This window comes from Streptomyces sp. NBC_00989 (assembly GCF_045162655.1).
GTDB lineage: Bacteria > Actinomycetota > Actinomycetes > Streptomycetales > Streptomycetaceae > Streptomyces.
In genome coordinates, this window is record NZ_CP108728.1 from 5,250,001 (window position 1) to 5,270,001 (window position 20,001).

Here is a 20,001-nt window from a genome sequence, read left to right on the forward strand (position 1 = left end):
GGTGCTCGCCGCTGTCGCGGAGCATGACGGCGGCGCCGATCGCGGACTGGACGATGAGGTCGTGGGCCTTGTCGCGCGGCAGGCCGAGCAGGATGCCCGCGTCCGTCATGGCTTCGACCAGGTAGAAGAAGTACGCCGGGCCGGAGCCGGAGAGGGCGGTGCAGGCGTCCTGCTGGGACTCGGGGACGCGGAGCGTCTTGCCCACGGCGCCGAAGATCTCGTCCGCGTGCGCGAGATGGGCCTCGGTGGCGTGGCTGCCGGCGGAGATGACGGACATGGCCTCGTCGACGAGGGCGGGGGTGTTCGTCATGACACGGACGACAGGGGTGCCTGCGGCCAGGCGCTCCTCAAAGAAGGAGGTGGGGATGCCCGCCGCGCCGCTGATGACCAGGCGGTCGGCGGGGACGTGCGGGGCGAGCTCGTCGAGGAGGGTGCCCATGTCCTGCGGCTTGACCGTGAGGATCAGGGTGTCGGCACTCTTCGCGGCCTCCGGGTTGGTGACCGGGGTGACTCCGTGGCGGGTGCGGAGTTCTTCGGCACGCTCGGGGCGGCGGGCGGTGACCAGCAGGTCGGCCGGGGCCCAGCCCGCTCGGATCATTCCGCTGAGCAGGGCTTCGCCGATCTTGCCGGTGCCGAGGACTGCGACTTTCTGGCTCATGGGGTCATCCTCGCACCGGCGGTGTGCCCTTGAGACGGCTGTCCGGCTGGCGGAACAACACCTCTGGGGATCGCCTCTGAGTGGACCGCCTCTGTGCCGTACGTCTCCTCAGTGCAGTACGTCTCCTCTATGCCGTACGCCTCCTCAGGGTCGCCGCGCCCAGGCACAGCACCAGCAGCGCGCAGCCGGCCACGATCAGGGCGTCGCGTACGAAGGTGGCGGTCATGTCGGTGTGCTTGAGGACCTCGTTCATGCCGTCGACGGCGTACGACATGGGCAGGACGTCGGAGATGGCCTCCAGGACGGGGTGCATGTCGGAGCGGGGAGTGAAGAGGCCGCAGAGGAGGAGCTGGGGAAAGATCACCGCCGGCATGAACTGGACGGCCTGGAACTCGGAGGCCGCGAAGGCCGAGACGAAGAGGCCGAGGGCGGTGCCGAGCAGGGCGTCGAGGAGGGCGACCAGGAGGAGGAGCCAGGGGCTGCCGGTCACGTCGAGGCCCAGGAACCAGACGGCGAGGCCCGTCGCCAGGGCGGACTGGATGATCGCGAGGATGCCGAAGGCGAGGGCGTAGCCGGCGATCAGGTCGCCCTTGCCCAGCGGCATGGCGAGGAGGCGTTCGAGGGTGCCGGAGGTGCGTTCGCGCAGGGTGGCGATGGAGGTCACCAGGAACATCGTGATGAGGGGGAAGATGCCGAGGAGTGAGGCACCGATGCTGTCGAAGGTGCGCGGGCTGCCGTCGAAGACATAGCGCAGCAGGACGAGCATCACGCACGGGATGAGGATCAGCAGCGCGATCGTGCGGGGGTCGTGGCGGAGCTGGCGCAGGACCCGGGCCGCGGTGGCTGTGGTGCGGGAGGTGCTGAGGCCGCTGGCCGGGGTGGGTGCGGTGGTCGTCGTAGCGGCCGGGGTCGTTGTCGTGCTCATCGGGTCGTCTCCTTCTGGCGGGCGGTGGCTACGGCCTCGTCGACCAGGTGCAGGAAGACCTCTTCCACCGTGTCGGAGCCGGTGTCGGCGCGGAGGGCGTCCGGGGTGTCGTCGGCGAGGATCTCGCCCTCGCGCATCAGGAGGAGGCGGTGGCAGCGCTCGGCCTCGTCCATGACGTGGGAGGAGATGAGGAGGGTGGCGCCGCGGGAGGCGGCGATGTCGTGGAAGAGGGCCCAGAGGTCGCGGCGGAGGACGGGGTCGAGGCCGACGGTGGGTTCGTCGAGGACGAGGAGTTCCGGGGTGCCGAGGAGCGCCACGGCCAGGGAGACGCGGCTGCGTTGGCCGCCGGAGAGGTTGCCGGCGAGGGTGCCGGCGTGGGTGGTGAGGTCGACGTCGGTGATGGCGCGGGTGACGTCGTCGTGGCGGCGGGTGGCGGCGGCTCGGCCGGGGTCGAGGATCGCGGCGAAGTAGTCCAGATTCTGACGGACCGTCAAGTCGTCATAGACGGAGGGGGCTTGGGTGACGTAGCCGATGCGGGTGCGGAGGGTGGGGTGGCCTGCGGGGCGGCCGAGGACGTTCAGGGTGCCGGTGACCTTGGCCTGGGTGCCGACGATCGAGCGCATGAGGGTCGACTTGCCGCAGCCGGAGGGGCCGAGCAGTCCGGTGATCTGGCCGCGCGGGACGGTGAAGTCGAGGCCGCGGAGGACGGTGTGGGGGCCGCGGGCGACGGTGAGGGCTTCGGCCTGGACGGCGGGTTCGTGGTCCGTGCCGGGTGGGGTGTCCGGTGATTCGGACGGGCCGGGGAGGTAATTCATCATGTGATGAATAATGCTCTCGCGAAACGGGACCCGTCAAGCGGGTTGGCGTCGTCCGGGTGGGTTGGTGTCGTCCGGCGGGTTGGTGTCGTCCGGGTGGGCTGCGCTGTCCGGATGGGCTGTGTTGTCCAGGCGGGTTGATGTCGCCCGGTGGGTGTGCGGGACGGCGCAGGCGCGTGGTGGCGTGATCGGAGTGGGGCGCTCCGGTTTGGATGCCTCCGCGTTCACCGGGTGGCAACACGAATCGAGTGCGGGGCCAACTCCCTTTCCCGACAATGGATTTCAGTTCGCCGTACCCTCCCCCGGTGCGGCGCCCACGCATCTCCCGTCCGGCTTTGTCCCGTCTTCGGAGGTGCCGTTGTCATGCGTGTCGTGCGCTGTGGTGTGAGCAAGGCCGATCTGTTCGCTTCTCTCGTCGTCTTTCTCGTCGCGCTCCCGTTGTGTGTGGGCGTGGCGATCGCCTCCGGGGTACCGGCCGAGTTGGGGCTGGTCACCGGGATCGTCGGCGGGCTGCTCGTCGGGGCGTTGCCCGGGAGCAGCCTGCAGGTGAGCGGTCCGGCCGCGGGGCTGACCGTGCTCGTGTACGAGGCCGTGCGGGCGTACGGCGTCGAGGCGCTCGGGGTGCTGGTGCTCGCGGCCGGGGTGGTGCAGTTGGCACTCGGCGTGCTGCGGCTCGGGCGGTGGTTCCGGGCGGTGTCCTCGGCCGTGGTGCAGGGGATGCTCGCCGGGATCGGGCTCGTGCTGGTCGCGGGGCAGGTGTACGCGCTCGGTGATGTCGCCGCGCCGGCGGGCGGGTTGGGGAAGCTCGCCGGGCTGGTGTCGTTGCCGGGGATGGTGGATCCGGTGGCGTTGTCAGTGGGGGGTGCCACCATTGCCGTATTGCTGCTGTGGCCTCGGTGGGGGCGGGGGGCTCGGCTGGTTCCCGCGCCGTTGGTGGCCGTGGGGTTGGCTGCGGCGGTGACCGGGGGGTTCGACCTGTCGGTGCGGCGGGTGGAGGTGCGGGGGCTGGTCGGTGCCGTGCGGGTGCCGGAGTGGGGGGACTTCGGGCGGCTTACGGAAGTGGGGGTGATCGGGACGGTCGTGGCGTTCGCGCTGATCGCGTCGGCGGAGTCGTTGTTCAGCGCGGCGGCGGTGGACCGGCTGCATCGGGGGCCGCGGACGGACTACGACCGGGAGTTGGTCGCGCAGGGCGCCGGGAACGTGGTGTGCGGGGTGCTCGGAGCATTGCCGATGACCGCGGTGATCGTGCGGAGTGCGGCTGGGGGTGCCCCCTCTGGGGGAGTGCAGGCGGGGGCGCGGACCAAGGCTTCGCGGGTGCTGCACGGTGGGTGGCTGTTGCTGTTCACGGTCCTGCTGCCGGGGGTGTTGGGGCTGGTTCCGGTGGCGGCGCTGGCGGGGTTGCTCGTGCATGCCGGGTGCAAGCTCGTGCCGGTGCGGCAGGTGCGGGGGCTGTGGCGCGGGCATCGGGGTGAGGTGGTCGTGCTCGGGGTGACCGCGGTGGCGATCGTGGTGGGGAATCTGTTCGAGGGCGTGCTGGTCGGGCTGGCGTTGGCCGTGGCGAAGACCGCGTGGGACATCAGTCATGTGCAGGTGGAGACGGAGGATCTCGGGGACGCGGGGATCGTCGTACGGGTGCTGGGGCATGCGACGTTCCTGCGGTTGCCGAAGCTGTTGGACGCGTTGGAGGCGTTGCCGGGTGATCGGGTGGTGCGGCTGGAGTTGGGCGGGTTGCGGCATGTGGATCATGCGTGTGCGGCGGCGCTGGAGGGGTGGGTCGTCGGGCGGGAGCGGGAGTGTGGGCAGGGGCGGGGTGAGGGGGTAACGGCTGTGACGGGGGCGTGAGTTGGTGGGTCGGCGACGGCCGGGGGGCCGGCGGGGCCCGGGGGTGAGATGTGGTGGCCGTCAGGGGGCTGCCCGGGCGTGACGTGGTGGGTCGGCGGCCGCTGGGGGCGGGACGTGGTGCCATCAGAGGGTTGCCCAGGCGTGACGTGGTGGGTCGGTGACTGACTGCTGGAGGCGGCGTGGGGTGAGGCGGGGTGGCCGTCAGGGGGTCATGGCGTGAGGGCTACGACGAGTTCCACGACGTAGGTCTCCTCGACGGTCTCGTCCGGGAACGCGGTTCGCAGGTGGTTCCGCTCCTCGGTGAGGAAGGCGTTCGTGCTCTCTTCGTCGTGGACCAGGAAGGCCGAGTGGCTGCCGATGTTGGCCAGGTGCGTGTCGATCGGGACGCGGCGGCTCCAGCGAACCCTCCGGTGGGCGAAGTCGAGTCGGCCGGTGGGGTCGGCGAGCGCGGTACGTACGCCGCTGCCGTTCTGTTCCACGACGGGGTCGATGCCGAAGTGGATCCGGATGCGTTCCGCCTGCTCGGCGATCCAGGGCACGTCGACGGCGCCGGTGTTCCACCACAACGCGAGGGCGCCGCCCGGGCGTAGTACGCGGAGCGCTTCCGGGACCGAGCGGGTGGTGTCGGTCCAGTGCCAGGCCTGGGCGTAGGTGAGGAAGTCGACGGAGTGGTCGGTGAGGGGGAGGGCGTTGCCGTTGCCTCGGACGATCGGGACGTCGGGGAGGGTCCGGCGGAACTGGGCCGCCATGCCGTCGCCGGGTTCGATCGCGATGACTTCGGCGCCGCGAGCGTGCAGGAGGGCGGTCGCGATGCCGGTGCCCGCGCCGACGTCTGCGACGCGGGCGCCGGTGAGGGGGTGAGCTGCGAGTTCCTCGATGGTGTCGAAGAGGGCGGGTGGGTAGGAGGGGCGGTTCTCGGCGTACTGGGCTGCGGCGGCGTTGAAGGAGTGGGCTCGGGTGACGGGCGAGGACGGCCTCGGGGAGGTGGTCATATGGCCATGGTTACTGGGGTGGGTGCGGGGTGCAGGTGGTTTTTGGTGAGAATTGGGGTTGGGGGTTGGGGGCTGCCCGGGCGTGACGTGGTGGGTCGGCGGCCGCTGGGGGCGGGACGTGGCGGCCGTCAGGGGGTTGCCGAGACGTGACGTGGTGGGTCGGTGACTGACCTGCTGAAGTCGGGGTGGGGTGGGGGTGGTTCGGCGGAGCCTCCGGTGCGGTGGAGCGGCTCGGTGCCGTGGAGCGGCTCGGTTCGGCGGTGCGGTGGAGCGGCTCGGTTCGGTTCGGTGGAGCAGCGTGGGTCGGGCGGGGTGGGGACGGGAGCGGGCCTTGGGTGGCTCGCGGGGTTCGGGGCGGTGGGGGCTGGTGGGGTGCGGTGCCTTGGGTGGAGGTGGGGGCCTTGGGGGTGTGAGGTGTCTCGGGAGTCGGGACTGCCCGGGTGCCGTGGGTGTGTGATTGCCGGGTTCCGGGGTTCTGGGGTCGTAGGTCCCCCCAGGGCGCCAAAGACCGTACGTGCCCGGCATGCCGCGAGCCGTGTGCGCCCAGGGGATCGCGCGGTCCGGGGAATCGCAGCTCCCCCCACAAGCGCGAGCTGCCGTACGACCGACGTTCACGTGACCGGGGAGTTGGCCATGCCCCGGGAATCACGGCTTCCCGCCCAACCCTCAGCCGCCGTACAACCGCCCCTCACACACCCGGGGAGTTGCCCGTGTCCGAGGAATCTCCGTTTCCCGCACAACCCCGAGCCGCCGTACTACCGCCCCTCACGCACCCGAAGGCTTGCCCGTGCCCAAGGATTCGACGCCTCCCGCACAGCCGCGAACCGCCGTACGCCCCACCCCCACCCACCCAAGAGTTCAGCTGCCCGACGGCTTACCCGTGCCCAGAGCCTCGCTTCGTGGCTGGCCCAGAACCCATGGCCCCGTATCAGGCGCCCCGCCGCTTCTTAGACGGATTGCGGGTGCGGCGGGATGTTCGCTTTTCGTGTTGGGTCAGGGCCGTCTCGTACTCCTGGCGGTGGAGGGTCTCGCCGGGGGCCTCTACCAGGGAGCGGGCGAAGTAGGCGAGGAGGGAGCCGACGAAGCCGATGGCCAGGAGGCCGCGGAGGGAGGCCTGGCGGGCGGGGTCGGGGCGTTTTTTGAAGGCTTCCCAGGTGTGGCCGAAGGCGAGGGCGCTGCAGATCGCGAACATCACGATGACGAGGAGGGTGACGAAGCTGCCCACGTTCGCGATCTGGATGCCCTGGTAGGCGAAGCGGAGGATCAGGCAGGCGGCGACTGCGGCGGCCAGCGAACCGGCTGCCGTGGCGATGCGGCGGGCGGCGTAGCCGTTGTAACCGCTGTCGTGGTTGACCCAGGTGGTGCCGAAGAAGCGGAGGGGTTCGGGGCGGGGGCCTGTGCCTGTGCCTTCGCCTGGGGAGCCCTCGGGGGTGTCCTGGGTGCCAGTGCCGGTGCCGGTCTCGTCGTTCACGGGACGATTATGGCTCCGAGAAGGGGGCGGGGGTCCCGTTGGGGCTGCTCAGGTGTCCTTGTCGGACCCCGACGCCGACTCCGACCCCAACGCTGTTGCTGTTGCTGTTGCTGTTGCTGTTGCTGTTCGCGTCGGCCTCGGCGTCGGTCTCGGCGGATCTACGGGACCGTGCCCGCCGGCCGTGACCGGTGAGCCCCGCTCCAAGAGAAGGAGAAGGGCTCCGGTCACGGTCGGCGGGCGGGACGGGCGCGCGTGCTGGGGGCGTTATGCGTGTCCCCCGCGCGGCTGTGCGATCAGGAGCAGTGCGGGCGGACGTAGCCGTCGCTGCCCGTGTTCACGTAGGCGTCGGAGATGTACTCGCCGTCGTCGATGTTGTCCCAGATGTTCGTCGTGCCGTAGTAGCCCGTCACCGTGGTGCCCGGCGTCTGGCAGTAGATCGGGACCTGGGAGCCCTCGGCCAGGACGCGGACGATGGTGTAGCCGGTGCCGGGGCCGCTGCGGACGTTGACGCGGGTGTTGGGCGCGATCGAGTAGTAGTGCAGTGCGGCCGCCGCGGTCGCCGTCGTGGTGACGGCCTCCGTCGTGCCGTCGCCCTCGACCTCTTCAATACGGTCAACAGACATGAAAAACCTCCCCCGTTGGACCCCATGACTGCCATGGGGTCCCGTTGATTCCCCTAAAACACGCCATGAAACATATGTGCCCACCTCGCGCCCGGAGGCGGGCAAGCCGCCTCTGTCCCGTACGGGTCATCGACTAGGCTCCGTGCGTCGCGCGCGCGGACGATCAGCACGGGGGTGGTTCCATGGCGCCACAGCGCAACACCGGAGCGGGCGCGGAAGCGGAACTTCCCGAGTACGCCGGTCACTACCGCCTGGAGTCCTGCCTGGGCTCCGGCGGCATGGGCGTGGTGCATCTGGCGCAGAGCACCTCCGGGATGAAGGTCGCCGTGAAGGTCGTCCACGCGGAGTTCGCCCAGGACCCCGAGTTCAGGGGGCGGTTCCGGCAGGAGGTGGCGGCCGCGCGGCGGGTGAGCGGGGCGTTCACCGCGCCGGTGGTGGATGCGGACCCGGAGGCCGAACGGCCGTGGATGGCAACGTCGTTCATCCCCGGGCCGACCCTGTCCGAGCACGTGAAGCGGAACGGGCCCATGGCACCCGGAGAATTGCGCCGGCTGATGGCCGGACTGGCCGAGGCGTTGCGCGACATCCATCGGGTGGGGGTCGTACACCGTGATCTGAAGCCCAGCAACGTCCTGCTCGCCGAGGACGGGCCGAAGGTCATCGACTTCGGCATCTCTCGGCCAAAGGACAGCGAACTGCGCACCGAGACGGGCAAGTTGATCGGGACGCCGCCCTTCATGGCACCCGAGCAGTTCCGTCGGCCGCGTGAGGTCGGGCCGGCCGCCGACATCTTCGCGCTCGGGTCCGTACTGGTGCACGCGGCGACGGGGCGCGGGCCGTTCGACTCCGACAGCCCGTACGTCGTCGCCTATCAAGTCGTCCATGACGAGCCGGACTTGGCCGGACTGCCGGAGAACATCGCGCCACTGGTGCTGCGTTGCCTCGCCAAGGAGCCGGAGGACCGGCCCACGCCCGACGAGTTGATGCGTGAACTGCGGTCCGTGTCGGCCTCGTACGATACGCAGGCGTACATACCGGCGCAGCGGGCCACTGTCGCGCCGCTGCCGGAGCACGGTACCGAAGAGCCCGCACAGTCCGAACGGCCGCGTGGGCGGCGGCTGTTGGGCAAGCGGTTCGCCCTCGGGGCGGGAGCGCTCGGCCTGGCCGCGATCGGCACGCTCACCGCGCTCCAGTTGTCCGACGACGGCGACGCGCCCGCGAAGACCAGCACCCCGCACACCACGCCCAGCACCGCGTTCGGCGAGTGGACGACGACACCGGTCTCCAAGAAGAGCACGCCCCAATGCTCGTACGGGGCGGGGAAGTTGCTCTGCGCGCAGCCCGGGGTGGTGTTCGCCCTGGACCCGTCCGACGGGCGGGTGCTGTGGCGGCACTCCGTCGCCACGACCCACAGAAGTGGGCCGCCGGTACTGTCGGGCGGCCTGGTGCAGCCCTCGTTGGACACCGGGCGGCATCTGGAGGCGCTCGATCCCGCCTCGGGCAAGGTCCGTTGGCGGAAGACCGTCCCCGTGTACACCGGGCTCGCGGACGCCGGCGGCATGCTCCTGCTCACCCACGCGGACGGGACGGTCACCGGTGTGGACGGCGCTTCGGGCGCCACGAAGTGGAGTAACCGGATTCCGGGTCAACAGGCGCCGTACTTCACCTCGTTCACCGGGGACTCGTCGGCCTACGTGACGAGCACGTCGGACGACGGAGCGCACACGCGGGTGACGGCGGTCGATCCGGACACGGGTGCGGTGCGCTGGGACGCGCGGCTGAAGGGGTCGTTGAAGCCCGTCGGCGCGGCGGGCGGGTCCGTGTATCTCCTCTCGGTCGACACCGTCTACGGGGCCACGGAGGCCGTGGTCCGCTACACCCCGGGCACCGGGGCCTCGCGGCGCGTGACGCTGCCCGTGAGAGTCGACCAGGCCCACGGGACCGTCCGCGGGAACGTCGTCTACCTCATGGGGGCCGGCGGATCGCTGCGGGCCGTGGACATGGCCGCGCGCAAGCAGCTGTGGAGTCTGGAGACGGCCGTACTGCGGAGTTCCGCACCGGTCGCGGACGGACGGCAGGTGTACGTCACGTCCGGGGACGGGCGGCTGCTCGCCGTGGACGCCCGTGCGGGACGGCTCGTCGGGCAGACACCCGCGCGCCTCGACTCCAACTCCGACCGGATCAGCGCGGCGCTGCCCGAACCCGTCGTAGCGAACGACCACGTCTACGCCGCCGCACCCGACGGCACGGTCTTCGCCGTCAACTCCCTTGCTCCCGGGGCCTGGTAGCCGTAGCGAGGCGAACTTCCGCACCCCTGGCGTCTGATAGCCGTAGCAGGGCGAACTCCCGTACGCCTGGAGCTTGGTAGCCGTAGCAAGGTGAACTCCCGTACACCCGGGGCCTGGTGGCGCGAGCACCCACAAGGGCCGCCCCCACGAGGAGGACGGCCCAAGGACGAACGAACCACAGGAGCACCGGAGTTGCGGCCCCTCGGGGCCTCTCAGGGGCCCTCAGCCGAGCTTGCTGACGTCCCGCACGGCGCCCCTGTCCGCGCTGGTCGCCATCGCCGCGTACGCACGCAGCGCGGCCGACACCTTCCGCTCACGCTGCTTCGGGGCGTACCGACCGTCCAGCGCGGCCTCGCGGCGCGCCAACTCGGCGTCGTCGACGAGGAGTTCGATGGTGCGGTTCGGGATGTCGATGCGGATGCGGTCGCCGTTCTCGACGAGGGCGATCGTGCCGCCGGACGCCGCCTCGGGGGACGCGTGGCCGATCGACAGGCCCGAAGTGCCGCCGGAGAAGCGGCCGTCGGTGATCAGGGCGCAGGTCTTGCCGAGGCCGCGGCCCTTGAGGAAGGACGTCGGGTAGAGCATCTCCTGCATGCCGGGGCCGCCCTTGGGGCCCTCGTAGCGGATGACGACGACATCGCCGTGCGTCACCTGTTTGTTGAGGATCTTCTCGACCGCTTCTTCCTGCGACTCGCAGACGACCGCCGGGCCCTCGAAGGTCCAGATCGACTCGTCGACGCCGGCCGTCTTCACGACGCAGCCGTCGACGGCGAGGTTGCCCTTGAGGACCGCGAGGCCGCCGTCCTTGGAGTAGGCGTGTTCGGCGGAGCGGATGCAGCCCTCGGCCGCGTCCTCGTCCAGCGCCTCCCAGCGCTCGGACTGGGAGAAGGCCTCGGAGGAGCGGACGCAGCCGGGCGCCGCGTGCCACAGTTCCACGGCCTCCGGAGAGGGCGAACCGCCGCGCACGTCCCACGTCTTGAGCCAGTCCGCGAGGGACGGGCTGTGGACGGAGTGGACGTCCTCGTTCAGCAGGCCCGCGCGGTGCAACTCGCCCAGCAGGGCCGGGATTCCGCCCGCGCGGTGCACGTCCTCCATGTAGTACGTGCGGTTCTTCGCGACGTTCGGGGCGACCTTCGCGAGGCACGGCACGCGGCGCGAGACGGCATTGATCTCTTCCAGGCCGAACTGGACGCCACCCTCCTGCGCCGCGGCGAGGAGGTGCAGGATCGTGTTGGTGGAGCCGCCCATCGCGATGTCGAGGGCCATGGCGTTCTCGAAGGCCGCGAAGGTGGCGACGTTGCGCGGCAGGACCGTCTCGTCGTCCTGCTCGTAGTAGCGGCGGGTGATGTCCATCACCGTGCGGGCCGCGTCCTGGTACAGGCCCTTGCGGGCCGTGTGCGTGGCGAGGACCGAGCCGTTGCCCGGCAGCGACAGGCCGATGGCCTCGGTCAGGCAGTTCATCGAGTTGGCGGTGAACATGCCGGAACAGGAGCCGCAGGTCGGACAGGCGTTCTCCTCGATGTTGAGGACGTCCGCGTCGGAGATGCTGTCGTTGGCCGCGTCGACCATCGCGTCGATCAGGTCCAGCGTGCGGACGGTGCCGTCCTGGAGGGTGGCGCGCCCGGCCTCCATGGGACCGCCGGAGACGAAGACCGTCGGGATGTTCAGACGGAGCGCCGCCATGAGCATGCCGGGGGTGATCTTGTCGCAGTTGGAGATGCAGATCAGGGCGTCGGCGCAGTGCGCCTCGACCATGTACTCGACCGAGTCGGCGATCAGGTCGCGGGAGGGCAGGCTGTAGAGCATGCCGCCGTGGCCCATCGCGATGCCGTCGTCCACCGCGATCGTGTTGAACTCGCGCGGGATGCCGCCGGCCGCGGTGATCGCCTCGCTGACGATCCGGCCGACGGGCTGGAGGTGGGTGTGGCCGGGCACGAACTCCGTGAAGCTGTTCGCCACCGCGATGATCGGCTTCCGGCCGATGTCCGCACCGGGTACACCGGAGGCGCGCATAAGGGCGCGTGCGCCCGCCATGTTGCGGCCGTGGGTGACTGTACGGGACCTCAGCTCGGGCATCGTCGATCGCTCCTTCAGACAGATAGGGCTGCTAACGAGCGTACGCCGGTCATCCAGGGGTCGGACACGGTGTCCGTATCGCGGGACGAAGGTCTCACCACGAAGACAAGACCGAAGACAGGACCGAAGACAGCCCTACGGCCCGGTCAGATGCCCCTGCACCACCGGCGCCACCCGCGCGATGAGCTGCTCCACGTCCGCCGAGGCCAGCGGTTCCACCTTGATCACGTAGCGCAGCATCGCCGTACCGACCAGCTGCGCCGCCGCCAGCTCGGCGCGCAGTTCCGCGTCCGGGAGGTCGAGCTGGGCGGCGACCCGGCCCAGCACCTGGGCGACCACGAGCCGCCGGAAGACGGCCGCGGCGGCTTCGTTGTTGACGGCGGAACGGACGACCGCCAGCAAGGGCTTGCGGGTGGCGGGGTTCTCCCAGACGCCGAAGATGAAGCGGGTCAGCCGCTCGCCGACACCGTCCAGCGGCCCGTCGGCCACCGCCGCCGGCGCGTTCGTCGCCGGGGCGAACGCGACCTCGATCGCCGCCTCGAAAACCTGCTCCTTGGTACCGAAGTAGTGGTGCACGAGCGCCGAGTCGACCCCGGCCGCCTTCGCGATACCGCGCACGGACGTCTTCTCGTACCCCCGCTCGGAGAACTCCTCCCGGGCCGCGGCCAGGATGCGGTCGCGGGTGTCGGCGGACTCCGTACGAGGGGGTCGGCCCCGGCGCTTGGCGGTGGCGTCGGTCACCGCCGGGGCACCTTCACGGCCGAGGCCAGATGCAGCCGCGTGAAGGCGAGCGCCTCCGCCAGGTCGGCCTCGCGTTCGGCGCTGGACATCGCGCGCCGGGTGTTGACCTCGATGACGACATGGCCGTCGAAACCGGTCGTCGCCAGCCGTTCCAGCAGCTCGGCGCAGGGCTGGGTGCCGCGGCCGGGGACGAGGTGCTCGTCCTTGTTGGAGCCGTTGCCGTCCGCGAGGTGGACATGGCCGAGACGGTCGCCCATGCGCTCGATCATCTCGGTCGCGTCGGTGCGGGCGGTCGCGGTGTGGCTGAGGTCGATCGTGAAGTGCCGGTAGTCCTCGCGCGTGACGTCCCAGTCGGGGGCGTAGGCGAGCATCTCGCGGTCGCGGTAGCGCCAGGGATACATGTTCTCTACGGCGAACCGCACATCCGTCTCGTTCGCCATCCGCCAGATCCCGCTGACGAAGTCCCGCGCGTACTGGCGCTGCCAGCGGAACGGCGGGTGCACCACGACCGTGCTCGCGCCGAGCTTCTCGGCGGCCGCCTGGGCGCGCTGGAGCTTGATCCACGGGTCGGTGGACCACACCCGCTGCGTGATGAGCAGGCAGGGCGCGTGGACGGCGAGGATCGGGACCTGGTGGTGGTCGCTGAGCCGGCGCAGCGCGTTGATGTCCTGGCTGACCGGGTCGGTCCACACCATGACCTCGACGCCGTCGTAGCCGAGGCGTGCGGCGATCTCGAAGGCCGTCGCCGTCGACTCCGGATACACGGACGCCGTGGACAGCGCGACCTTCGCATCCGGGATGCGCACGACTGGTTCTGCCACGGAGGACAGACTACGGGGCGGCGCTTTGCGTACGGGAGCCGGTTGCTGTGCCCGCCCTGTGCGAGGTGCGGCAACCGGCCATCTCCGGCGCGGGGCCGCGTTGTGGCGATACTTCATGCGGGTTCGATACGTCCCGTACCGGTCGGGCGTTCAGTACGGCCACGCGCGTGTGGACCATGAACGGCCACGCGTGCGTACATGACGCGGCCAGCCTCCCTGCGATCGCCCACACCCCCGACGACCGCCACGCGTGCGTGCCTGACGAACGGCCACGCGCGTGTACGGCACGAATGGCCACGCACGCGTGCCCCGCAGCCGAGCCCGCCCCCGCACCCCCGCCTACGTCGTCGGCATCTGGTCCAGTTGTCGCAGGATCACGCCCTCGCGCAGCGCCCAGGGGCAGACCTCCAGCGTCTCGACGCCGAAGAGGTCCATCGCGCCCTCGGCGACCATTGCGCCGGCCAGGAGCTGTTCGGCGCGGCCCTCGGAGACGCCGGGCAGGACGGCGCGCTGGGCGGTGGTCATGCCGGCCAGGCGCGGGACCCACGCCTCCAGGGACTCGCGCTTGAGCTCGCGCTGGACGTAGAGGCCGTCGGCGGAGCGGGCGGCGCCGGCCAGGCGGGCGAGCTGCTTGAAGGTCTTCGACGTGGCGACGACGTGGTCGGGGGCGCCGAAACGGCTGAACTCGCCCACCGTGCGGGCGATCTGGGCGCGCACATGGCGGCGCAGGGCCCTTATCGCGTCCGCTTCCGGCGGGTCCCCGGGGAGCCAGCCGGCGGTGAGGCGGCCCGCGCCGAGGGGCAGCGACACGGCCGCGTCGGGTTCCTCGTCGATGCCGTACGCGATCTCCAGGGAGCCGCCGCCGATGTCGAGGACGAGGAGCTTCCCCGCCGACCAGCCGAACCAGCGGCGGACGGCGAGGAAGGTGAGCCGGGCCTCCTCGGCGCCGGTGAGGACCTGGAGTTCGACGCCGGTCTCGGTCTGCACGCGCGCGAGGACGTCGTCGGCGTTGCTGGCCTCGCGGACGGCGGAGGTGGCGAACGGGAGGATCTCTTCGACGCCCTTGTCCTCGGCGGCCTGCAGTGCCTCATGGACGACGCCGACGAGTTTGTCGACACCTTCGGGGCCGATCGCCCCGTCATCGTCGAGGAGTTGGGCAAGGCGGAGTTCCACCTTGTGCGAGTGCGCGGGCAACGGGCGCGCGCCCGGGTGTGCGTCCACCACCAGCAGATGCACCGTGTTCGATCCCACGTCGAGGACACCGAGTCTCATATACGGAACGCTACTGCCACCTGCACCGATCTCCGTCCCCGGAGCGGTTTCTGGGGCCGCCTCGGGCGACTTACCCTGGACCCGTGCCAAAGACGAAAAAGGCGAAGAACGACAAGGCGGCCAAATCACCCGGCGATTCTTCGCCGGTGACGTCGGCCAAGCCCCCGAAGCCGTCGAAAAAGGCCCTGAAAGCGGACGAGAAGGGGCTCGACTTCGCGCGCGCGTGGGTGGAGTTCCCGGATCCTGCGGACGACGAGCAGCTCTTCCGCTGCGATCTGACATGGCTGACCTCTCGCTGGAACTGCATCTTCGGAAGCGGCTGCCAGGGCATCCAGGCGGGCCGCGCGGACGACGGCTGCTGCACCCTGGGCGCGCACTTCTCGGACAAGGACGACGAGAAACGGGTCGCCGGGCATGTGGCGAGGCTCACGCCCGACATCTGGCAGCACCATGACGAGGGCGTGGCGAACGGCTGGACCTCGGAGGACGAGGACGGCGACCGCCAGACCCGCCCCTACAAGGGCTCGTGCATCTTCCAGAACCGCCCCGGCTTCGCCGGCGGCGCGGGCTGCTCGCTGCACATCCTGGCCGTCAAGGAGGGCCGTGAGCCCCTGGAGACCAAGCCGGACGTCTGCTGGCAGCTCCCGGTGCGGCGGACGTACGAGTGGATCGACCGCCCGGACGACACCCGCGTGCTCCAGGTGTCGATCGGCGAGTACGACCGTCGCGGCTGGGGTTCCGGCGGCCACGAGCTGCACTGGTGGTGCACGTCGGCGACCTCGGCGCACGGCGCGGGCGACCCGGTCTACGTGTCCTACGGCCCGGAGCTGACCGAGCTGATGGGCAAGGCCGGCTACGACCGCCTGGTCGAGCTCTGCGAGCAGCGCCTGGCCTCGCAACTCCCGCTGCTGGCACCCCATCCGGCGGACCCGGTCGCCTGACGGGTCAGGACGAGCTCGGGTCGCCGCCGTCGTCGGACGGCGGCGTCGAGCCCCCCGGGTCTGCGGAGGACGAGTCCGTCGAGGTCGGTGTCGGGGTCGGGTCGGCGGACGAGGGCGGCGGGTCGCTCGGCGTGGGATCGGTGGGCGCCGTGCTGGTGGGCGTCGGGTCCGGGCCGGACGAGGGCGGGCCGCCGGGGCCGGGATCCGTGGGGTGCGAGGGGTTGCCCGGGTCGGTCGGGGCGGGCGCGGTGCCGTAGCCCTCGATCGAGACGACGGCTCCGGCCGGCGAGACGGCCACGCGCGCGGTCCAGTGGCCGGAGGGCTCGCGCAGATGGTCGACGTACACCTTGATCGTCAACGATTCGCCCGGGGCGAGGGTTCCCGAGGACTGGCTGAGGTAGAGCCAGGGCGCCGCCGTGGTCGCGGACCAGCGGACCGGGGCCGAGCCGGACGCGGTGAGGGTGATGAGCGTGGTGTCACTGCTGTTGGCGGCCGAGACGGCGAGGTGACCGGCACCCTTCTGGCCGGCGCCGGTGACGCTGATGACCTCTACGGAGACGTCGTTCTTGCCGTTCTTGCCGGGCCGCGGGCTCGTGCCGGCATTGCCGGTGTTCTCGTAACCGCCGCTCGCCACCTCGCCCTCCATGCTGCCCGGGCCGTGCTGCTCGCTCGCGGTGGCGGCCCGGCCGTCGACGCCCTCGCCGGTCGGGGTGCCGCGGTAGGCGGCCCACAGGGCGAGGACGGGGGCCGCGATGACGGTGGCGACGACGGTCGTCGTGACGGCACGCGCGCGTAGGCGGTCCCTTCGGGCGGCACGGTCCTTCGGGTCCATCGGGAAACCGCGCCGGTCGAAGCGCGGTGCGGCGGCTCCACGCGCGCGTGGGAGATGCGCCATGGCGACGTGCAGGGCCGCGCGGGGCGCCTCCAGGACGGGCAGTTCGGCGGGCGTGACACTCGCCCCGGGCCAACTGCCGGGCGCCGCGCGCTCGGCGGTACGGCGGCAGTGCGGGCAGTCGTCGACGTGCCGGACGAGTTCGCGGCGCAGGGCGCTGCTGAGCACCAGCTGATGGTCACCGGTGAGACGGGCGACGCTCGGGCAGCTCCCGGTCTCCACGACGGCGAGGGCGGCACGCGTGCGTTCCACCTCGCAGGCGGCGGACGCCAGCAACTCCCGGGCACGGGCGAGGTCCATGCCGAGGACGGCGGCGACCTCGTGGGCGGCGAGCCGGTGGCGCACGGCGAGTTCGAGCGCCTCACGCTGCTCCGGGGTGGTCCCGGCGGCCTCCGGCCAGGCGAGCAGGGCGAGTTCACGCCGCCGCTGCTCCCGCAACTCCTCGGGGACAGCCGGTTCCTCCGCCTCGGTACGCCCCACCGCGTGCGTGCCCTGACGTTTCTGCTTGGCCTCGGCCAGCTTCCGCAGACAGGCCCAGCGGGCCAGCGCGTACAGCCAGGCCCGGCGGTCACCGGCCGTCTCCGGCACGCGCGCGCCCCGGCGTTCGGCCAGCGCGAGCACGTCTCCCAGGGCGGCGGTCGCCGCGTCGTGGTCGCAGAGGACGGACAGGCAGTACGTGAACAGGCCGTCCAGATACGGCTCGTAGCGCGCGGGCGGGCGCTGCGCCAGCGTGTGCGCCGCAGCGCGGTCGCGCGCCTCCCGATGCGCCCGGTGTGCGCCGGTGGTGCGGGTCGAGGTCTCCGGACTGCTGCTCATCACCCGTGCGACCGTAGGCGGCGGGCGATGCCCCCTTCCGCCCCCTTGAGCACATTTAATCCGTACGGGTGAAACGATCCCTCAAAAGGGGACAGCCATCCATACCTCCGTGGCTCGTTCCCGACGGGCGGTGGCCGGATACCGAAGAGGCACGACCCGACCGCCGACCGCGTTGTCAGTGGCGGCGGTTACGGTTCACGCATGGCTGCCCGTACGAAGACCACCAAGGACCGTCCGTCCTACCGCTGCACCGAATGCGGCTGGCAGACGGCCAAGTGGCTCGGCCGCTGCTCCGAGTGCCAGGCCTGGGGGACGGTCGAGGAGTACGGCGCGCCCGCAGTCCGGACGACCTCCCCCGGTCGCGTCACCACCTCCGCGGTACCGATCGGCCAGGTCGACGCCCGTCAGGCCACCGCCCGCTCGACCGGCGTGCCCGAGCTGGACCGGGTGCTGGGCGGCGGTCTGGTCCCCGGAGCGGTCGTCCTCGTCGCGGGCGAGCCGGGCGTGGGAAAGTCGACCCTCCTCCTCGACGTGGCGGCCAAGGCCGCGAGCGAGGAGCACCGCACGCTCTATGTCACCGGCGAGGAGTCCGCGAGCCAGGTCCGGATGCGCGCCGACCGCATCAAGGCGATCGACGACCACCTGTATCTCGCCGCCGAGACCGATCTGGCCACGATCCTGGGCCACTTGGACGCGGTGAAGCCCTCCCTCCTCATCCTGGACTCCGTCCAGACGGTGGCCTCCCCGGAGATCGACGGAGCGCCCGGCGGCATGGCCCAGGTCCGCGAGGTGGCCGGCGCCCTGATCCGCGCCTCCAAGGAGCGCGGCATGTCCACCCTCCTCGTGGGCCACGTCACCAAGGACGGCGCGATCGCGGGCCCCCGCCTCCTGGAACACCTGGTGGACGTGGTCCTGTCCTTCGAGGGCGACCGCCACGCGCGCCTACGTCTCGTACGGGGCGTCAAGAACCGCTACGGCACAACCGACGAGGTCGGCTGCTTCGAACTCCACGACGAGGGCATCACGGGCCTGGCCGACCCGAGCGGCCTGTTCCTGACCCGCCGCGCGGAGCCGGTCCCGGGCACCTGTCTGACCGTCACCCTGGAGGGCCGCCGCCCCCTGGTCGCCGAGGTCCAGGCCCTCACGGTCGACTCCCAGATCCCCTCCCCCCGCCGCACCACCTCGGGCCTGGAGACGTCCCGGGTCTCGATGATGCTCGCGGTCCTGGAACAGCGCGGCAGGATCACCGCCCTGGGCAAACGGGACATCTACTCCGCGACGGTGGGCGGAGTGAAACTCTCCGAACCGGCGGCAGATCTGGCCATCGCCCTGGCCCTGGCCTCCGCGGCGAGCGACGTCCCCCTCCCCAAGAACCTGGTGGCGATCGGCGAAGTAGGCCTCGCGGGCGAGGTCAGAAGGGTTACGGGCGTCCAGCGCAGGCTCTCCGAAGCACACCGTCTGGGCTTCACCCACGCCCTCGTCCCGGGCGACCCGGGCAAGATCCCAGCAGGCATGAAGGTCATCGAAGTAGCCGACATGGGAGACGCTCTCCGGGTCCTTCCGCGCTCCCGTAAGCGAGAGGCCCCACGGGACGCCGAGGACCGCCGGTAGACTTTGCCCTGGTCTCGCCCGTCCGTACGAACCAGGTACGCGAAACGGGAGCACCAGAAAAACCTGCGACCGGAGGAGTGCAGTGGCAGCCAACGACCGGGCGTCAGCTCCCGGAAAGTCCGGCGGGAGCTCCGGTGCCGATGGCCTGATGCGCGCCTCACTGAGCGCCGTGGCACCCGGCACGGCCCTGCGCGACGGCCTGGAGCGAATTCTCCGCGGCAACACGGGCGGACTCATCGTGCTCGGCTCCGACAGGACCGTGGAAGCGATGTGCACAGGCGGTTTCATCCTGGACGTGGAGTTCACGGCCACCCGCCTGCGCGAACTCTGCAAGCTGGACGGCGGCATCGTCGTCTCGTCCGACCTCTCCAAAATCCTCCGGGCGGGCGTCCAGCTGGTCCCCGACCCGAACATCCCCACCGAAGAGACAGGCACCCGCCACCGCACGGCGGACCGCGTCAGCAAACAGGTCGCCTTCCCCGTGGTCTCCGTCTCTCAGTCCATGCGCCTGATCGCCCTCTACGTAGACGGCCAACGCCGCGTACTGGAGGACTCGGCGGCGATCCTGTCCCGCGCCAACCAGGCCCTGGCAACGCTGGAGCGCTACAAGCTCCGCCTGGACGAGGTGGCGGGCACGCTGTCGGCCCTGGAGATCGAGGACTTGGTGACGGTCCGAGATGTCTCGGCAGTGGTCCAACGCCTGGAAATGGTCCGCCTGATCGCCACCGAGATCGCCGAGTACGTACTGGAACTCGGCACGGACGGCCGCCTGCTCGCCCTCCAGCTGGAGGAGTTGATCGCGGGCGTGGAACCGGAACGCGAACTGGTAGTACGCGACTACGTCCCCGAGCCCACGGCCAAACGCTCCCGCACGGTCAACGAAGCCCTGGCCGAGCTCGACGCCCTCTCCCACGCGGAACTCCTCGAACTCCCCACCGTGGCCCGCGCGTTGGGCTACACCGGCTCCCCCGAGGCCCTCGACTCGGCGGTCTCCCCGCGAGGCTTCCGCCTCCTGGCCAAGGTCCCGCGCCTCCCCGGCGCGATCATCGACCGCCTGGTGGAGCACTTCGGAGGCCTCCAGAAACTCCTGGCGGCAAGCGTCGACGACCTACAGACGGTCGACGGCGTGGGCGAGGCAAGGGCGAGAAGCGTACGAGAAGGCCTCTCCCGCCTCGCGGAATCGTCAATCCTGGAACGCTACGTCTGACGAAACCGAC

At 71.0% G+C, this 20,001-nt stretch carries 16 protein-coding genes (1 of these 16 only partly in view); 5 read left to right on the forward strand and 11 right to left on the reverse strand.

The window, feature by feature from the left end:
• From proC to OG714_RS22930, 3 genes are all read right to left on the reverse strand, one after another.
• Positions 1-658: the 5' portion of a pyrroline-5-carboxylate reductase gene (gene proC / locus OG714_RS22920; protein WP_406123619.1), read on the reverse strand. It extends 152 nt beyond the left edge of the window; 658 of the gene's 810 nt are visible here — the first part of the coding sequence; the start codon lies at positions 656-658; the stop codon falls past the left edge of the window.
• Between the two features lie 127 nt (positions 659-785).
• Positions 786-1,583: an ABC transporter permease gene (locus OG714_RS22925; protein ID WP_406123620.1), complete on the reverse strand. Its 798-nt coding sequence runs from the start codon at positions 1,581-1,583 to the stop codon at positions 786-788.
• Positions 1,580-2,401, reverse strand: a complete 822-nt coding sequence (locus OG714_RS22930; protein ID WP_406123622.1) for an ABC transporter ATP-binding protein — start codon at positions 2,399-2,401, stop codon at positions 1,580-1,582. Before OG714_RS22930 ends, OG714_RS22925 begins: the two co-directional genes overlap by 4 nt.
• A gap of 360 nt (positions 2,402-2,761) precedes the next feature.
• Here OG714_RS22930 and OG714_RS22935 point away from each other — a divergent pair, with 360 nt between their 5' ends.
• A complete protein-coding gene (locus OG714_RS22935; protein WP_406123624.1) occupies positions 2,762-4,240 on the forward strand; it encodes a SulP family inorganic anion transporter in 1,479 nt (492 codons plus the stop codon).
• A 209-nt stretch (positions 4,241-4,449) separates the two neighbouring features.
• On the opposite strand, the gene OG714_RS22940 is transcribed toward OG714_RS22935, so the two are convergent.
• The 3 genes from OG714_RS22940 to OG714_RS22950 all read right to left on the reverse strand — a co-directional run bounded on the left by OG714_RS22940 (position 4,450) and on the right by OG714_RS22950 (position 7,326).
• Entirely contained in the window at positions 4,450-5,232 is a 783-nt protein-coding gene (locus OG714_RS22940; RefSeq protein WP_406123625.1) for a class I SAM-dependent methyltransferase, read from the reverse strand.
• A 928-nt stretch (positions 5,233-6,160) separates the two neighbouring features.
• On the reverse strand, positions 6,161-6,703 hold the full coding sequence (locus OG714_RS22945; RefSeq protein WP_406123627.1) for an EamA/RhaT family transporter: 543 nt from the start codon (positions 6,701-6,703) through the stop codon (positions 6,161-6,163).
• 293 nt (positions 6,704-6,996) lie between these two features.
• Positions 6,997-7,326: an SH3 domain-containing protein gene (locus tag OG714_RS22950; protein ID WP_406123629.1), complete on the reverse strand. Its 330-nt coding sequence runs from the start codon at positions 7,324-7,326 to the stop codon at positions 6,997-6,999.
• Between the two features lie 182 nt (positions 7,327-7,508).
• On the opposite strand from OG714_RS22950, the gene OG714_RS22955 reads away from it, so the two are divergent.
• Positions 7,509-9,614 (forward strand): protein kinase domain-containing protein, encoded by a 2,106-nt coding sequence (locus tag OG714_RS22955; RefSeq protein WP_406123631.1) that lies wholly within the window; start codon positions 7,509-7,511, stop codon positions 9,612-9,614.
• Positions 9,615-9,836: 222 nt separating this feature from the next.
• On the opposite strand, the gene ilvD is transcribed toward OG714_RS22955, so the two are convergent.
• The 4 genes from ilvD to OG714_RS22975 form a co-directional block, all read right to left on the reverse strand.
• Positions 9,837-11,690, reverse strand: a complete 1,854-nt coding sequence (ilvD, locus tag OG714_RS22960; protein ID WP_406123633.1) for a dihydroxy-acid dehydratase — start codon at positions 11,688-11,690, stop codon at positions 9,837-9,839.
• A gap of 135 nt (positions 11,691-11,825) precedes the next feature.
• On the reverse strand, positions 11,826-12,431 hold the full coding sequence (locus tag OG714_RS22965) for a TetR family transcriptional regulator (RefSeq protein WP_406123635.1): 606 nt from the start codon (positions 12,429-12,431) through the stop codon (positions 11,826-11,828).
• Positions 12,428-13,252, reverse strand: a complete 825-nt coding sequence (locus tag OG714_RS22970; protein ID WP_406123636.1) for a sugar phosphate isomerase/epimerase family protein — start codon at positions 13,250-13,252, stop codon at positions 12,428-12,430. Before OG714_RS22970 ends, OG714_RS22965 begins: the two co-directional genes overlap by 4 nt.
• 339 nt (positions 13,253-13,591) lie before the next feature.
• On the reverse strand, positions 13,592-14,524 hold the full coding sequence (locus tag OG714_RS22975; RefSeq protein WP_406123637.1) for a Ppx/GppA family phosphatase: 933 nt from the start codon (positions 14,522-14,524) through the stop codon (positions 13,592-13,594).
• A gap of 83 nt (positions 14,525-14,607) precedes the next feature.
• Here OG714_RS22975 and OG714_RS22980 point away from each other — a divergent pair, with 83 nt between their 5' ends.
• Complete coding sequence (locus OG714_RS22980; RefSeq protein WP_406123639.1) at positions 14,608-15,465, forward strand: hypothetical protein; 858 nt, start codon at positions 14,608-14,610, stop codon at positions 15,463-15,465.
• 4 nt (positions 15,466-15,469) lie between these two features.
• Here the strand turns inward: OG714_RS22980 and OG714_RS22985 are convergent, their stop codons facing one another.
• Positions 15,470-17,176, reverse strand: coding sequence for a BACON domain-containing protein (locus tag OG714_RS22985; protein ID WP_406123640.1), 1,707 nt, complete (start codon positions 17,174-17,176; stop codon positions 15,470-15,472).
• 198 nt (positions 17,177-17,374) lie between these two features.
• Here OG714_RS22985 and radA point away from each other — a divergent pair, with 198 nt between their 5' ends.
• Both radA and disA read left to right on the forward strand, forming a co-directional pair.
• Complete coding sequence (gene radA, locus OG714_RS22990; protein ID WP_406123642.1) at positions 17,375-18,784, forward strand: DNA repair protein RadA; 1,410 nt, start codon at positions 17,375-17,377, stop codon at positions 18,782-18,784.
• An 82-nt stretch (positions 18,785-18,866) separates the two neighbouring features.
• A complete protein-coding gene (disA, locus tag OG714_RS22995) occupies positions 18,867-19,991 on the forward strand; it encodes a DNA integrity scanning diadenylate cyclase DisA (RefSeq protein ID WP_406123643.1) in 1,125 nt (374 codons plus the stop codon).
• Positions 19,992-20,001: the final 10 nt, after the last annotated feature.

Coding starts and splice junctions, on each gene's coding strand:
- OG714_RS22925 (WP_406123620.1), bottom strand. CDS start 1,583: ATGAGCACGACAACGACCCCGGCCGCTACGACGACCACCGCACCCACC.
- OG714_RS22930 (WP_406123622.1), bottom strand. CDS start 2,401: ATGATGAATTACCTCCCCGGCCCGTCCGAATCACCGGACACCCCACCC.
- OG714_RS22935 (WP_406123624.1), top strand. CDS start 2,762: ATGCGTGTCGTGCGCTGTGGTGTGAGCAAGGCCGATCTGTTCGCTTCT.
- OG714_RS22940 (WP_406123625.1), bottom strand. CDS start 5,232: ATGACCACCTCCCCGAGGCCGTCCTCGCCCGTCACCCGAGCCCACTCC.
- OG714_RS22950 (WP_406123629.1), bottom strand. CDS start 7,326: ATGTCTGTTGACCGTATTGAAGAGGTCGAGGGCGACGGCACGACGGAG.
- OG714_RS22955 (WP_406123631.1), top strand. CDS start 7,509: ATGGCGCCACAGCGCAACACCGGAGCGGGCGCGGAAGCGGAACTTCCC.
- ilvD (WP_406123633.1), bottom strand. CDS start 11,690: ATGCCCGAGCTGAGGTCCCGTACAGTCACCCACGGCCGCAACATGGCG.
- OG714_RS22975 (WP_406123637.1), bottom strand. CDS start 14,524: ATGAGACTCGGTGTCCTCGACGTGGGATCGAACACGGTGCATCTGCTG.
- radA (WP_406123642.1), top strand. CDS start 17,375: ATGGCTGCCCGTACGAAGACCACCAAGGACCGTCCGTCCTACCGCTGC.